Genomic DNA, 15,140 nt, shown 5'->3' with positions numbered 1-15,140 from the left:
GATAGACATAAAAATTTCAGCCCATATTCAGGATTTTAATGTTTTTTTGATTATTTCCTGAATCGGCTGTGCATTATTAGAGATTGAGGTGGCATTTTTTGAAACTCCGTCGTATTTTTGATAAGCAAACTTGGCCGCTCTGGGTCAGTTTTTGGTTACCATTGTTACTCATGACCGGTTATTTCATTAGCCGGCACATGGCACCATTTGGATCAAGCAGTCTGCTAACAGTCGACCTGGGTCAGCAATACGTTGACCTGTTTGCCTACTTCCGGCACACCCTGCTACATGATCCTAGTGCGTTCTTCTATTCCTTCTCCAAGACAATTGGTGGTGAAATGGTTGGGGTCTGGGCTTACTATTTAATGAGTCCCTTTAATTTAATCTATTTATTGTTCCCCGGTCAATCGATCACCACTGGTATTTTCATTGTCACAGTTCTTAAGTATGGTTTTGCGGGCCTATCATTCGGCTGGCTACTCACCAAGACCCATACACAAAAAGGTTGGATGGTCCCAACGTTCAGTACCGCCTATGCAATGATGGGCTGGATGATTGCCAACCAACTGAACATGATTTGGTTGGACACTGTTGCTATTTTACCACTAGTTATCCTAGGTTTGGAACGGCTCTTCAAGACAGGTAAGGTTCGCTACTTTGCCGGTTGGTTAGCCGTCATGCTAATTGATAACTATTACATGGGCTACATGGTCATCTTATTCAGTTGCCTCTACTGGTTGTATGGCGCAACTAAGTACTGGAAAGACATGAAGACTTTAGTCACTCACGCCTTAAAATTTGCTTGGGGTGGCCTTCTAGGCGTCATGTTCTCAGCATGGATATTACTACCAACCCTCTGGGCACTAATTCAGAGTAAGGCTCAGTATAATGTCACTAAGGTTCATTGGAAATTCGAATACGCACCTTGGAAGATGCTTGGTAAGTTTATAACCGGGACGTTTAATTTTAATCAGATGCCTTCTGGTCAACCTAATTTCTACGTTGCGTGGTTGGCAGTATTGGCCTTTGTGCTCTTCTTCCTACGTCACCATATTCGCTGGACCGTTAAACTAAGTGCTGTGCTCGTCACGGCCGTCATCATCTTGTCCTTCTGTTATGAACCACTAGATTTATTATGGCATGCGGGCCAATTCCCAGTATGGTATCCTTACCGCTTCTCATTTGTCTTCTGTTTCTGGATTGTTTGGTTAGGCGCACAGGCTTTAACGAACAAGTTAACCATCAAGCTCTGGCAAGCCTTAACGATGCTTGCACTAATGGTCGCACTGTTCACGACGGTTTACTTGAACCTTAAAAAAGTAACCTTCGTCACGCAAGCCAATCTGCTGATTACAATCGGTTTAGCCGCAGTCACTTTGATTTTCTTAGTCCTGCCAAAGCAAAACCGAATGATCTATCAAATCGTTGCCCTGATCCTAGTGGCAACTGACATGTCGATTAATGCGTATGATTCACTGAACAATATCTCATACGTTTCCCAAAGTGAGTTCGGCAAATACACGACCGTTCTCGATAACGCAGTTAACAAGATCAAAGCTAGCAATAGTAGTTTCTACCGTGTCGGTAAAACTTTCACCCGTACTAAGGATGATCCAATGCAGGCAGCGTACAACGGTGCCGACCACTTTAGTTCGACATTTGAAAGTATCATTCCAAACTTCTTTGGGTCGATTGGTCAGCCCGATGGCGATGGCGTTGTTGCCTACACTAACGGGACGATGATCACCGATTCACTGTTGGACATGCAGTATTTTATGGATAAAAAGACCCCTTCTGCTCAGACAGATAATGCTAATTATCGGAGTTATATCCCGGTTACCAGCACGAAAAAGGATCTCACCAACTATCAAAAGTCGACTAAGTTAAGCACTAGCAAGGTCACGACTTACAAGAATCCATACGCGCTTGGACTTGGCTTTGCCGCTTCTGATAAGATTACTAGTCTAAAAGTTTCCAAAACGACCGGTGATCCAGTCGCACGACAAGAACTAATCTACCAGACGTTGGCTGATCGTTCAACAACTGGGCTCATCAGTGCTCAGAACTTCGATGAAGTGATCTTCCAAAACGTTAAACGGGTCACCACTTTGACCGGTGCGGTTGTCAATAAGCAGAACCTTGCTAAAACTGGTTCGATTTACTTTAAGTTCACACCGCAAACGAATGATTCATACTACATTACTTTGGGTCAAAACTTGACGACTTCCAATGCCAGCTACTACATTAACGGTAAGGAACTCAAACAATATCCAACGTATCGTCATACGATTGCCGTCAACGTTGCTTCTAATAGTAAGGGCAAGACTGTGACCTTTGGGATTCAGATGAAGAAAACATCCCTCTGGCTACAGAACTTCACCCTCTACAAGCTGAGCAACTCGCAATTCAAGCAATCAGCTAAGAAATTACAACAATCACCATGGAACATTACTAAGCACTCTAGCCGTAAGATTACGGGAACCATTGCTATCAAGCACAACCATCAAGTGATGATGACAACAATTCCGTACTCCAAAGGTTGGCATGCGACCGTGGATGGTAAGTCCGTCTCAACTAATAAAGTGATCAATACCTTTATCGCCATCCCACTTAGCAAAGGGAAGCACACGGTAACCTTGACGTACCGACCACCATTCCTGGTAACTGGTAGTATCATTTCTGGTATCGCCATTATTGGTACTGCTGCTTGGTTCGGCATCAAGCGCCGTCGCAACTCACACAAGTAAAATAAGAGTGTGACATAAGGCGGTTAGTTTGCGAGCATTAACGTGAAACCGGCAATTATTCCTGGACTTTGGAATAGTTGCCGGTTTTAGCGTTAGGCGGAACAAACTGCCTTATGTCACACGTTTCGGCTATTGACATTTGAAACAGAAAAGAGCTGATCGCAGATGAATTGCGTTCAGCTCTTTTTTTACGATATGCTTTAAATTATCCGATTACACCGGCATTACTCGTGATTCGGCACGTAATCATACATTGGTCCATCATTATTGACGTCATAATCTACTTTTAAGTCGTAACCCTTAAAGAACCACTCATCTCGATCGTTGACGTAGTAATTAACATCATTCTTTTGTACCAACGCAATTGGCTGGTGCGGTTCGTCGTCGCGCATCAAACCAATCGAGAAGCCACTGTGAACAGCCGTCTTACCGTAAGTTTTACCATAGAAGCGGACACCGTTACCAGCCGTCACGCCCATCTCATCTTGGAACCACTTGCTTGCTGCATCCGTAATCGTTATTTTCATCGCTACCACCCCATCACTGTGATTATCTACGTGTATTGTCGCCTTTTTGGCAGCGAAACGCAACATTGCAGGTCAATGAGCAAGCTACTGCATATGACCACTTAGGTTGCTAAACGAACCACTAACGCAGAATCAATTTACAAGCATTCAGAATTATGATGTACTTAAGATACTTTAGGAGGTGAGTTCCCGTGAAAGTTGTCGTTGAAACAACTACTGACATCGATCAACCAATGTTAACCTTACGACTACCACCAGATTACCCACAGCGTGAGGATTTAATACAAGCACTTGAAAAAGTGACTTTAGCGCCGGCCACGTTAACGGTTTCACAACGTGGGCAAACGACTCAGTTACCATTAAATGAGCTTATGTTCATCGAGGCCACTGGACATCAGGTCGCCGCTCACACCTCGACAGCCGTTTATCGGGTTCCCAGTTCACTAACGGCATTAGGTTCAGCGCTACCTAGCAATTTTATTCGGGTCTCAAAATCAGCCCTCGTCAATACCGACATGGTTCACGCCCTAACTAAAACCTTGACCGGTAACTTGATTGAGTTTGATCATTCCCCGAAACAACTCTACGCTTCCCGTCGTTATTATCAGCCACTAAAAGTGGTCTTAGAAGAGAAAGGATTATTATTATGAAAAGAAATTGGTTCTGGCCCGTTTTTCTAATCGCTAGTGCAGTTGTCTTGATCACTAGTCAACTCGGCCTATTTAGCTACCACCTGGGGATCTGGTCATTGCTCCTGACGATCGTCCTAGTCGCTGCCCTGATCAGCAGCTTACGGTACCTTAGCATGCCTGGCGTCGTCTTCGCCGTTGCCTTTTTGGCTATTATTTATGCCAAACCGCTGGGTATTACGGCACTTGTTCCATGGACCATTCTAGGAGCCGCAGTATTACTCAGTATTGGTTTGAGTATGTTGATTCACCCACGCTATCATTATCAGTATCACAATCGACACCATCATCACCATGATGACTATGCCGAAACCACTGGCACCATCAGCGATAATCAGGTCAACCTTGATTTAACTTTTGGTAGCGGCATTCGCTATGTTCACAGTGACGCTTTTGAAGCAGGCAACCTCAACGTTTCAATGGGGAGTGCAAAAATCTACTTTGACGATGTTAGCTTACAAACTAATACCGCCACCATTAATCTGAACGTCTCACTAGGTAGCCTTGAGCTATACTTGCCAAAAACCTGGCAACTACAAAACAACCTTGATGCTAACTTAGGCAGTGTCAATGTTAACGGTGTTCCAACCACGGCAGGCCCTGTAGTTATCCTTAATGGGCGGGTCTCACTCGGTGAATTAACCATTAATTACTTGTAATCTAGCTATTACCGCCTGACCAACAACACTAGTCAGGCGGTAATTTTTCATTCTCAATCGTGCTTGCACCACTCTATTAAATTATATTGGGTATACCAAATAACCTAGTATAAAACAATTGTCACGGACAATTTTATGCTAGTAAGCACCCGTTAAGTTCAAGCTACAAAAAAGGTACCCCATCATCCGACCTTAGTTGGTCAAATGATGGAGTACCTTTTTAACATCAACTGTCAATTTCAGTTAGGCGTTTTCAACCTTTACGATCTTAACAGTCATAGTCCCTACTGGAATCTTAATTTGAACTTCGTCATCAACATGATGTCCAATCAAGCTCTTCGCAATTGGTGAGTCGTTAGAAATCTTACCAATTATAGGATCAGCTTCCGCTGCACCAACAATTGTGTAACTTTCAGGTTCTTCATCAGGTAACTCTTTGAATGTCACAATCTTACCAACTGAAACTTCGTTGACATCGATTTTTTCGCTGTCAATAATTTCAGCGTATTGGAGCATGTGTTCAACCGTCTTAATCCGGTTTTCTAACATACTTTGTTCGTTCTTTGCTGACTCGTATTCGGAATTTTCTGATAAATCTCCGTAACTACGAGCAATTTTAATACGATTAATAATTTCAGGTCGTTGGTTAAGTCGTAAATCTTCAAGTTCATTTTCGAGTTTAACCTTACCTTCTTCGGTCATTGGATATGCTTTATCTTCAGCCAATGTGTGTCACTCCTCAAATACTAGATATTGTTATTAAAAACCAGACTACCATTTCGGATTTTAAATGTAAACTCTAAAACCAAAATCGCGCTGATTAGTTTTATAGAATTGAACGAACCTTGGTAGTTAACAAGTCAATGGCAACCTCGTTTTCGCCACCTTCAGGCACAATCAAATCAGCATAACGCTTAGTTGGTTCAACGAACTGGTGATACATCGGTTTGACCGTAGCTAAGTACTGACCAATGACAGAATCAAGGGTGCGGCCACGTTCCTTCATATCGCGTTGAATCCGGCGAATGATGCGAATATCGTCATCCGTATCGACAAAGACTTTAATATCCATCAGATCACGTAATCGCTGATCATCTAAGATCAAGACACCTTCCACGATAATAACGTCGCGCGGTTCCTGATGAATCGTCTCAGTACTACGAGTATACTGTTCATAATCATAGACTGGCTTTTCAATTGGTTGATAGTCCAATAATTGTTGAATCTGTTCGATCATTAAATCCGTATCAAAAGCTAACGGATGATCATAATTTACGGCATGGCGTTCATCCATCGTCATATCGCTCTGATCATTGTAGTAAGAATCTTGTTGTAGAATCAACAAGGATTTCCCAGACAACTGATTGAAGATCGCATTACTAACCGTGGTCTTACCACTACCAGAACCACCAGTGACACCAATGACAACTGGTCGTGAATGTTTGTTTTCAGTCATTTAATTAAGCCTCATTCTTAGTTTTCAGCAGCTTCATTGTGCTTCGAAACTTTTTTAATATTAGCCGCGTGACCCGCAGCGTCCTTCGCGTAGTAGACCTTACCAGTCTTCAAATCAGCGACGAAGTACATATAGTCCTTACTACGTTCAGATGGGTTCAACACCGCTTGAATTGAGATCAAGCTAGGACTATTGAACGGACCAGGCCCGTAACCCAAGTGTAAGCGTAAGTTATATGGTGACGTGTTTTGAAGATCCTTTGCCGTCAACGTCGACTTATTCGAGTTGATTGCGTAGAACACTGAGATATCGGAATCTATCCGCCATTTGGCATCTAAACGGTTCAAGAAAACACCCGCGATCAACTTACGATCCTTAGTTGTACTACCTTCACGTTCAACTAAAGAAGCAAGCGTCATCACCTCTTGAACAGACATCTTTGACTTAGTGATTTGACTGTAATATGGTTCCATCTCATCGTTAGTCTTCGATACCATCTGCGTGACCAATTGTTTTAAGGTCGTCTTCTTGCCGACAACGTAGGTTGCTGGGAATAAGTAGCCTTCCAAACGGTAACGTACATGTTTAGCATTCATTGAAGATGTCAATAACTTAGGATATTTCTCAGCAAGCGACTTAATGAAAGTCTGATCCTTCATCAAGGCCAAAAATTCGGCAGACGTAAAGTCCGTTTGTTTTTGAACCGTTTGCGCAATCGTCTTAATCTGTGAACCTTCAACGATTAAAACCTTACCGCTTGAACTTTGAACGGGTTCAGAAGAACCACCCTTATTCAATACCTTGGCAATCTGAGCAACTGACATTGAAGGCTTCAATTGATAGTAACCCGCATGGAAGTTCGACAAGTTATGTGCTTTAGTCCAGTATTCGAACACAAAGCCACTCTTGATAACCTTTTCCTGTTGTAAGATATCGGCGATTTTCTTACCATTGGCACCATAAGGGATATCAACTTGTACCACTCGATGATCACTACTGTCATAAGGCTGGGTTGCGTTATCAAAGTATCGATAACCCATCACACCAATAATGACCAAAAGCGCAATTAAAATCCCAACCACGCCACCAATGACGCGCTTTGAAAATAATTTCCGCTGCTTTTGTACTAATTGTTCTGGTTCAGTTACCCCACGATCTTTTTGATCCTGGTTATCCTGGTTGTTATTCAAGGTTCGCCCCTCCATTTATTGATTAATCTTACCAATTATACAAAACTGTTGCCGAGTTTGCACTACTTCGCGGTTACTTTTACATATTTTTACAATCTAATCCCTAAATATAAGAGAGTGGGACAAAAGGCGGGTTGCTACCGAGTATAGCCTAGGAATACGAATGATTGTGCATTTTCAATCGTTTGTATTCCGTAGCTAAGCGGAGGGTGCAGCCTTTTGTCGCACGTTTCAACTATAAATATATGAAGATAAAAAAAGAATTTGGGTTTTGTCCCAAACTCTTTCCAGAATATATACAGATTAATTAACGAATTTCAGCACCCAATTCATCAGTCAAAGCCGTCAGCACCTTATCAAAGGCCTGCGTCACTTCTTCATCGACTAAGGTTGCATCTTGGTTTTGATACGTTAACGTGTAAGCTAACGATTTCTTACCGTCTGGAACGTGACTACCATTGTAAACATCGAAGAGTTGCACGTCTTGTAAGTGTGCGCCACCCTTTTGATTGATTAAAGCCACAATGGTTGCGTTTGTCACGTTGTCGTCGATCAACATCGCAACGTCACGCGTCATACTTGGGAACTTCGAAATTGGTTGGTATTGCTGACGTGCCTTTGGTAAGGCGATCAATGCCGTTAAGTCCAATTCAAAGACGTAAGTTTCCCGTACTTTATAAGCCTTAGCCGTGGTTGGATGAACTTCACCAACAAACCCAACTAATTGATCACCAACATAGATGTTAGCAGTCCGACCAGGATGCATTTCAGCATGGTCACTGTTTGCAACGTAGCGGACTTCTTCAGCCAAAGCTAGGCTCTTAAGGTAACTAGCTACAATCCCTTTGATTTGGTAGAAATCAACTGGTTGTTCAGCAACACCCCAGCTCTTTTTAACCATTGAACCAGTAATGGCACCAGCAATGTGTTCTACTTCAACGGGACGAACTTCTTCTGGTTGACTGTAGAACACGCGACCTTCTTCATAAAGCGCCACGTTATGCTCTTTACGGGCGTTATTGTAAGCTAGATCGTCCAATAATCCTGAAACGAGACTTAAGCGTAACGCGGTCCGTTCTGAACTCATTGGGAAATCTAGGTTAGTCAATTCACTGGCATGTAAGGCAAAGGCGTGGGCCTTTTCTGCCGTCGTCAATGAATAACTGATTGCCTGCGTCAAACCGGCGCTTTCCATCAATTTACGAGAATTACGAATCACTTGTTGGGTTTCGTTAAGCTTCCCAATCGTTGGTTGACCAGTTGGTAAGGTTGCTGGCAAGTTATCGTAACCGTATAAACGCGCAACTTCTTCAATCAAGTCAGCTGGAAGATGAATATCCCAACGACGTGATGGTACGGTAACAGTAAAGGTATCATCAGCAACGACCGTTGGGAAATCAAGGCGTTTGAAGATATCCGCAACGGTCTCATTAGTGAGTTCCGTGCCTAGGACATGATTGATACGTGAAAGCGTAATTGCAACCGTAACTGGTTGAACATCTTCATCACGACCAACTGCCATGCCTTTAGCAACAGTTCCATCACCTAATTCAGCAATCATTGCTGCCGCAGCATCCAAAGCCGTACCGGTCATGCCGTGATCAATTCCACGTTCATAGCGCATTGAAGCTTCGCTATGCAAGTCATGATTGTGAGCTGCCTTCCGAATCCGTACAGCATCAAAGACGGCACCTTCAAGCGCAATCGTCGTTGTCTTGTCGGTTACTTCGGTGTCAAGGCCACCCATTGCACCAGCAAGACAGATTGGTTGATCATCACTACAGATCAAGAGATCCGTTGGTAATAATTCGCGATCTTCGCCATCAAGCGTGGTTAAATGTTCGCCTTCTTTAGCTAAACGAACGTTGATCTTCCCCGCCGTTAATTGATCGTAATCAAAGGCGTGTAAAGGTTGACCGTATTGCATCAAGACGTAGTTGGTTGCATCAACGACATTGTTAATTGGCCGCATACCAGCGTTCCAGATACGTACTTGTAGCCATAATGGACTTGGCTTAACTGTAACGTTTTTGATAAGGCGCATTTTATAAGTTGGCACGTCAGTTTCATCCGCATCAACTTGAACAGTCAAGTCATCTTCAGCAACATCCGTCGCACTCTCCTGAAGATCAACCGTTGGCATCGTTGGTTTTTGATCATAGATAGCGGCTAATTCATGCGCCGTACCATTCATGCTCAACATGTCACCGCGGTTAGGCGTAATGGAAAGGTCAATAATTTCATCATCCATCCCAATGTAACTGAAGACAGGTTCGCCAGGAACTGCGTCAGCTGGCAAAATAAAGATGCCATCCGCAACTTCTTTTGGCACTAGTTTTTCATCAAAGCCCAATTCATCCAAGGCACATAGCATCCCGAAAGAAACGATACCACGCATCTTGCCCTTTTTAATCTTAGTATGGTCACCGATCCAAGAGTTTGGTAAAGCTACGATGACATTTTCGCCAGCGGCAACGTTAGGCGCACCACAAACGATCTGTAAAGGTTCTTCTTCGCCAACATCGACTTGGCAAACGTGCAAGTGATCTGAATCTGGATGTGGTTCACATTCTAGAACGTGACCGACAACAACTTTTTTCAATCCTTCACTCGGACGAATCACACCGTCGACTTCGACAGCGGTCCGTTCAATTTTTTCTGCTAATTCATCGGCTGGAATGTCCAGCTTTAAATAATCGCGTAACCAGGTTGTTGAAATTCTCATTTGGACACCTAACCTTTCTTATAGAACTGCGACAAGAACCGGACATCGTTTAAGTAGAAGTTCCGGATATCGTCAACACCATACTTCAGCATTGCAAAACGATCTGGTCCCAAGCCAAAGGCAAAACCACCGTAAACTTCAGGGTCAATGCCAGACATCTCTAAGACGTGTGGATGAACCATTCCGGCACCTAAGACTTCGATCCAACCAGTTTGCTTACAGATTGCACAGCCCTTACCGTTACACTTGAAACACGTCACGTCAGCTTCAACGGATGGTTCCGTGAATGGGAAGAAACTTGGCCGTAAACGAACATCGAATTGGTCGCCAAACAAGGTTTGCGCAACTAACGTCAACGTTCCCTTTAAGTCAGCCATCGTGATGTGCTTATCGACAACTAAGCCTTCAATCTGGTGGAATTGGTGTGAATGAGTCGCATCATCCGTATCACGACGATAAACACGACCGGGTGACAACACTTTAAGTGGGCCCTTTGAAAAGTCATGATTTTCAAGTGAACGAGGTTGATCAGCAGACGTTTGGGTTCTCAATAAAACATCCTTAGTGATATAGAACGTATCTTGCATATCCCGTGCTGGATGATCCTTAGGCAAGTTCAAACGTTCAAAGTTGTAGTAGTCCTCTTCAACTTCATCGCCATCGACAATCTGGTAACCCATCCCCATGAAGAGATCTTCTAATTCAGTAATAATTTGGGTAATCACGTGAGGCTGCCCCTGCGCAACGTCGCGGCCTGGCAACGTCACATCTAAGGTTTCGGCAGCTAATTGTTTGTTAATGACGGCTTGTTCCAATTCTGCATGCCGTTGATCAATAGCAGCTTGTAACTTATCACGGACCTCATTAGCATAAGCCCCTACCTTAGGACGTTCTTCAGGACTAAGATCCCGCATCCCACGTAGTACTTCGGTAATTGGTCCTTTTTTTCCAAGTAGGTCAACTTTTACTTGGTTAACTTTTCTCAAAACGTCAGCCGACTTGATATCAGCTAAGCCTTGGTCACGCAGTTCAGTTAATCGATCTTGTAAACTCATGTGTTACCTCCAGTTTTTATTAACGTTACGGACAAAAAAAGACCCCATCCCTAAAAAGGGACGAGGTCATCGCGGTACCACCCTTGTTTGAACAGCCGTAGCTATCCACACTCAATACCCGTGTTAACGGTCGGGGGCACCGGAAAATGTTTTGTTTATCATAAACGCCCAATTTCAGCTCAGAGAGTGAATTCGCTAGCGTGACCATTGGGATGCTTTCAATCAACGGCACCCGTCCCTGTAATGGCACAGACTAATTACTATTTCTCATCAACGCTTTTATCTACATTGTCAGTTTATGGCAAAGTCAGTGTTACGTCAACCCATGGTTAGGATTGCGCCGGACTAAACCACGTATCTGACCAGCTGTGGACTGTTGCCATCACTTGGCGTAAGTCTTGGCCCTTAGCCGTTAACCGGTATTCGATCAATGCTGAATCACAGTGGGTGACCCGGCTCACGATACCATTGGCTTCTAATTCTTTTAATCTGACGACCAAGACCCGGTCACTACACTTCGGAATCCGGCGAGCCAGATTCTTAAAGCGTTGTGGACCATCTTCAAGTAGAACGTCGATAATTAGACCATTCCACTTCTTACCGAGAATCGAGAACGTCTTTTCAAATTTGGGACACAGTTCAAAATCAACGTTCGATTCCACAACCGTGTCAGCTAGCATTTCTGACATGTAATGACCCCCAATTAATTCCGATTAACCGGCTGAGACTTTATCTCGGAACCGGTCTAGTTGTTTGGCCACTTTAAGACGTAAAGGACCGAAAAATTCATGTTCTGCTTCATAATCATCAACTAAAGAGACGAGCAAACTTTCCCGATATTTGGGCAACGCTAACGTTGCACCAAACATATGCTTCAAAATGATATCTTTTTCCATCGGCGTTAATTTCGTTAACTTTTCAGCGTTACGTAATGCAACCCGTGGATGGATAAACGCGTGTGACCCTAAATCAAACTTAGTTTCACGCCAGTCATAATAGAACAAATCATGCAATAATCCACCACGTGCCACTGCCGTCGTATTAAGATGCCATTTCTTCGCTAAAACATAACTATCATATGAAACTGCAATTGAATGATCCAAGCGATTTGAATGGTGATGTTGCGTAAAATCAGCTAGCCGTTGAACAGCTGGTTGGTCCAATAGATCAGCAATAATCGCCACGTACTCAGAATCTTGTTTCCACGCATTAGTCGTTTTCATTAAAAGCTCCCTTTGCTAATATCTACGGCTATTCTACTAAAAAGTAAGTGAATTTGAAAGTGTTTTGTCCGCTTTTTAGCATTTTCTTACTATTTGTAAGTTAATGGTATAAGCCAAACATTAGAATTCCGGCCGCAATCGCCACGTTTAGCGATTCAGCCCGACCTTTAATCGGAATATAAATATTTTTATCGGTCCGAGCCAACAGTTCTCGGCTCATCCCATTACCCTCATTACCCATGATTAAGCCAAAACTTGCGGGCGCATCAATATCTAAATATTGTGCTGCCTGCGGGTTAAGTTCAGATCCATAGACTGGCGCGTTAGCCGCTTGCAATTGATCAATCATGACATTTAAGTCAGTATTGATCAACTGCAAATGGAATTGACTTCCCTGCATTGAACGCTCTACCTTAGGCTGATGAATATCAACGGTCCCGGTCCCAAAGGCGACTCCAGCAAAACCGGCAGCATCCGCAGTCCGAACCATTGTTCCGATATTACCAGGATCTTGGACATTATCCAATAACAACCAAGGCCGGCTAAGATCTAGTTGTGTCAAATCATCCTCGCGTTCTGATAACACGATCACGGCAAAGACCCCTTGTGGCGTAACAGTCGCACTAATATGGCTAGCCACTTCCTCAGAAATTTCGATGACGGCTGGGAACTTCGTTAAATCTGGTTTCGTCTCTAACTGTTTGGCCGTAATTAATAGCGTCTTAATCGCTACTTTAGCTTTAACAGCTTCATTAACTAAGTGCCAGCCATCCAGTAAGTACTGTTCCTGCTGTTTGCGGCCTTTCTTAGTTTGGAGCTTTTTCCACGCCTTGACGTGGGCATTCTGTAATGAATTGATCTTTTCCATAATGTATTTCCTCTTTAATTTGAATTTATATTTTTTTATAGATGCAACTGCTACCTGTACAATTCTCTTGGCACTAACTCTGGTTAACCATAATTATCACAGTCTCAACCAGTCTAATTGGAGGTGGGCAGTACTAGTGGTACTGTGAAGGTGGCGTTGGTTCGGTGATTTTTACCAGACTTACACCGGTCCCCACAACTGAGCTAGTGCTGAACACCACAGGCGAAAATAATGGTTAGTTTTAACTCTCAACCTTTAGCTATTCAGTCTAGCAACTCTGCCTACCTTGATTAATACAAACTAGACGCAGAAACAACCCATTGCTTAAACACTGAATACTCATTAAATAAGTATAGCATATCGCCGATTAATCACTTCCATGCTATGATGTAAGTGAGGTTAAGGATTTATGATACTACGTCAATTTAACGTTTAGTTTAAAGGAGTGACAACATGCGTGCGGTAACATTACAGGCTAAAGGTCGTGTTCAAGGTGTCGGTTTTCGCTGGGCAACCAAGGTCGCTGCGGATAAGTGCGGCGTCAACGGAATTGTTCGTAACTTAATGGATGGTTCAGTCTTCATTGAAGCTGAAGGCGAAGATCAGCGGATTCAAGTCTTCATTGACGTCATTCGCCAGTCACCGACTGACTTTGGTCACGTCGACCATCTTGACGTCCATGACGTTGAACCACAAAACTATCACGATTTTCGTATAACCAATTGAATTCCCTTAACATCTTTAGTATCATCATCTTTATATGACTTTTACAAAGGGGATTATTAACTAGTGAAATCAAAAAAAGGTTTGACACTCACCATTACCTTAGGGACATTAGCCCTATTCTTAAGCGGTTGTGTGCAAACTACCAAATCTGGTAAACCATACGGCTTTGTCTACGAGTATTTAGCAAAACCTGGTCAAAATGTGATGCAATGGCTCTCACACTTGTTCGGTAACAATTATGGTTGGGCAATCATTGGCTTGACTGTCATCGTACGGTTAGTCTTACTTCCAATGATGATCAATCAACAACGGAAGTCGACTTACCAACAAGAAAAGATGGCTGCCGTTAAGCCACAAATGAACAAGATTCAGGAACGGCAAAAAGCCGCAACCACTCAGGAAGAAAAAGCTGCTATCAGTAATGAAATGATGCAACTTTACCGTGATAACGGCATTAGTATGACTGGTGGAATTGGTTGTTTACCACTACTGATTCAATTGCCAATTTTCTCCGCGTTGTACTACGCAATCCGGTACTCACCTGAACTTTCCAGTGCTACTTTTATGGGAATTTCATTAGGTAAATCTAGTTTACTTCTAGCAATTCTGGCCTTCTTGTCTTACTTGGCACAGGGTTACCTTTCAATGATCGGGTTACCTGAAGAACAAAAGAAGACGATGCGCGTCATGTTAATCATGAGCCCCGTTATGATCCTGTTCGTCTCAATGTCTGCTCCTGCTGGTTTAGGTCTCTACTTCTTCGTTGGTGGACTCTTCGCCTGCATCCAAACATTGATTATCAACTTCTTCCGTCCACGCATTCGTCGTGAAGTTGAAGCTGAATTAAAGAAACATCCAATCAAGACGCCAACACCAGCCGCACCAAAGCCGGTTCAAGCAACTGAAAAAGATGATCAAAAGAATGCTACCCCACGCAACCAACCATCTGGTAACGGTCGCAATGCCGGTAAGCAACAACGTCACCATTAATTAAATTGACGTACCACTCATTTATTGGGTGGTACGTTTTTTTGTTAGTGCCATTTACCATTGGCAAGTACGTTTAAAATTTCGCCTACCCGCTGAATAATATTACGATTTGACATATACGTTCCTGATTTTAGGCTACCTAATTGTAATTATTAAGCTACGTTAGGACTAATTTCTCAGTTACTGAACGGCAGGTTATTTGGCTTATTCTTGACATAACGATCAATCAGATTAAAGCTAGGTCAATGTTTCTCAGATTTCAAATTCTACCTAGCCGTGAGGGGC

14 protein-coding genes and 1 other annotated feature are annotated in these 15,140 nt (G+C 43.1%); of the genes, 5 read left to right on the top strand and 9 right to left on the bottom strand.

Going from position 1 to position 15,140, the window contains the following annotated elements; translation table 11 throughout:
- Positions 1-98 precede the first annotated feature (98 nt).
- Positions 99-2,747 (top strand): YfhO family protein, encoded by a 2,649-nt coding sequence (locus ACG95_RS05450; protein ID WP_047999547.1) that lies wholly within the window; start codon positions 99-101, stop codon positions 2,745-2,747.
- A gap of 224 nt (positions 2,748-2,971) precedes the next feature.
- Here ACG95_RS05450 and ACG95_RS05445 read toward each other — a convergent pair whose 3' ends face one another.
- Positions 2,972-3,274 (bottom strand): HesB/YadR/YfhF family protein, encoded by a 303-nt coding sequence (locus tag ACG95_RS05445; protein WP_047999546.1) that lies wholly within the window; start codon positions 3,272-3,274, stop codon positions 2,972-2,974.
- A gap of 191 nt (positions 3,275-3,465) precedes the next feature.
- Between ACG95_RS05445 and ACG95_RS05440 the strand changes: the two genes are divergently transcribed.
- Positions 3,466-3,924, top strand: a complete 459-nt coding sequence (locus ACG95_RS05440; protein ID WP_047999545.1) for a LytTR family DNA-binding domain-containing protein — start codon at positions 3,466-3,468, stop codon at positions 3,922-3,924.
- Positions 3,921-4,622: a LiaF transmembrane domain-containing protein gene (locus ACG95_RS05435; protein ID WP_047999544.1), complete on the top strand. Its 702-nt coding sequence runs from the start codon at positions 3,921-3,923 to the stop codon at positions 4,620-4,622. Before ACG95_RS05440 ends, ACG95_RS05435 begins: the two co-directional genes overlap by 4 nt.
- A 243-nt stretch (positions 4,623-4,865) precedes the next feature.
- Here the strand turns inward: ACG95_RS05435 and greA are convergent, their stop codons facing one another.
- From greA to ACG95_RS05395, 8 genes are all read right to left on the bottom strand, one after another.
- Complete coding sequence (gene greA, locus ACG95_RS05430; RefSeq protein ID WP_047999543.1) at positions 4,866-5,348, bottom strand: transcription elongation factor GreA; 483 nt, start codon at positions 5,346-5,348, stop codon at positions 4,866-4,868.
- 100 nt (positions 5,349-5,448) lie between these two features.
- Positions 5,449-6,078: a uridine kinase gene (udk, locus tag ACG95_RS05425; protein ID WP_047999542.1), complete on the bottom strand. Its 630-nt coding sequence runs from the start codon at positions 6,076-6,078 to the stop codon at positions 5,449-5,451.
- Between the two features lie 17 nt (positions 6,079-6,095).
- The gene (mltG, locus tag ACG95_RS05420; RefSeq protein ID WP_082137309.1) at positions 6,096-7,283 is read right to left on the bottom strand and encodes an endolytic transglycosylase MltG; all 1,188 of its coding nucleotides are present in this window, start codon (positions 7,281-7,283) and stop codon (positions 6,096-6,098) included.
- A gap of 292 nt (positions 7,284-7,575) precedes the next feature.
- Complete coding sequence (gene pheT / locus ACG95_RS05415) at positions 7,576-9,993, bottom strand: phenylalanine--tRNA ligase subunit beta (RefSeq protein WP_047999541.1); 2,418 nt, start codon at positions 9,991-9,993, stop codon at positions 7,576-7,578.
- 8 nt (positions 9,994-10,001) lie between these two features.
- The gene (locus tag ACG95_RS05410; protein ID WP_047999540.1) at positions 10,002-11,048 is read right to left on the bottom strand and encodes a phenylalanine--tRNA ligase subunit alpha; all 1,047 of its coding nucleotides are present in this window, start codon (positions 11,046-11,048) and stop codon (positions 10,002-10,004) included.
- Between the two features lie 53 nt (positions 11,049-11,101).
- Positions 11,102-11,331 (bottom strand) — a binding site (T-box leader).
- Positions 11,332-11,377: 46 nt separating this feature from the next.
- Positions 11,378-11,737 carry a winged helix-turn-helix transcriptional regulator gene (locus ACG95_RS05405; protein ID WP_047999539.1) on the bottom strand — a complete coding sequence of 120 codons (360 nt, stop codon included), beginning with the start codon at positions 11,735-11,737 and terminating at the stop codon, positions 11,378-11,380.
- Between the two features lie 24 nt (positions 11,738-11,761).
- Positions 11,762-12,271: an HD domain-containing protein gene (locus ACG95_RS05400; protein WP_047999538.1), complete on the bottom strand. Its 510-nt coding sequence runs from the start codon at positions 12,269-12,271 to the stop codon at positions 11,762-11,764.
- Positions 12,272-12,371: 100 nt separating this feature from the next.
- On the bottom strand, positions 12,372-13,139 hold the full coding sequence (locus tag ACG95_RS05395; protein WP_047999537.1) for a TrmH family RNA methyltransferase: 768 nt from the start codon (positions 13,137-13,139) through the stop codon (positions 12,372-12,374).
- A gap of 453 nt (positions 13,140-13,592) precedes the next feature.
- On the opposite strand from ACG95_RS05395, the gene ACG95_RS05390 reads away from it, so the two are divergent.
- Positions 13,593-13,865 carry an acylphosphatase gene (locus ACG95_RS05390; RefSeq protein WP_047999536.1) on the top strand — a complete coding sequence of 91 codons (273 nt, stop codon included), beginning with the start codon at positions 13,593-13,595 and terminating at the stop codon, positions 13,863-13,865.
- A 63-nt stretch (positions 13,866-13,928) separates the two neighbouring features.
- On the top strand, positions 13,929-14,855 hold the full coding sequence (yidC, locus tag ACG95_RS05385) for a membrane protein insertase YidC (protein ID WP_047999535.1): 927 nt from the start codon (positions 13,929-13,931) through the stop codon (positions 14,853-14,855).
- Positions 14,856-15,140: the final 285 nt, after the last annotated feature.

It is taken from the genome of Lactiplantibacillus herbarum (genome assembly GCF_001039045.1).
GTDB lineage: Bacteria > Bacillota > Bacilli > Lactobacillales > Lactobacillaceae > Lactiplantibacillus > Lactiplantibacillus herbarum.
This window is presented reverse-complemented; position numbering and strand designations above follow the sequence as displayed.

Excerpts from the sequence above, each read along its gene's own strand:
- ACG95_RS05445 (WP_047999546.1), bottom strand. The coding sequence starts at position 3,274 with ATGAAAATAACGATTACGGATGCAGCAAGCAAGTGGTTCCAAGATGAG.
- ACG95_RS05435 (WP_047999544.1), top strand. The coding sequence starts at position 3,921 with ATGAAAAGAAATTGGTTCTGGCCCGTTTTTCTAATCGCTAGTGCAGTT.
- udk (WP_047999542.1), bottom strand. The coding sequence starts at position 6,078 with ATGACTGAAAACAAACATTCACGACCAGTTGTCATTGGTGTCACTGGT.
- mltG (WP_082137309.1), bottom strand. The coding sequence starts at position 7,283 with ATGGAGGGGCGAACCTTGAATAACAACCAGGATAACCAGGATCAAAAA.
- pheT (WP_047999541.1), bottom strand. The coding sequence starts at position 9,993 with ATGAGAATTTCAACAACCTGGTTACGCGATTATTTAAAGCTGGACATT.
- ACG95_RS05410 (WP_047999540.1), bottom strand. The coding sequence starts at position 11,048 with ATGAGTTTACAAGATCGATTAACTGAACTGCGTGACCAAGGCTTAGCT.
- ACG95_RS05405 (WP_047999539.1), bottom strand. The coding sequence starts at position 11,737 with ATGTCAGAAATGCTAGCTGACACGGTTGTGGAATCGAACGTTGATTTT.
- ACG95_RS05400 (WP_047999538.1), bottom strand. The coding sequence starts at position 12,271 with ATGAAAACGACTAATGCGTGGAAACAAGATTCTGAGTACGTGGCGATT.
- ACG95_RS05395 (WP_047999537.1), bottom strand. The coding sequence starts at position 13,139 with ATGGAAAAGATCAATTCATTACAGAATGCCCACGTCAAGGCGTGGAAA.
- ACG95_RS05390 (WP_047999536.1), top strand. The coding sequence starts at position 13,593 with ATGCGTGCGGTAACATTACAGGCTAAAGGTCGTGTTCAAGGTGTCGGT.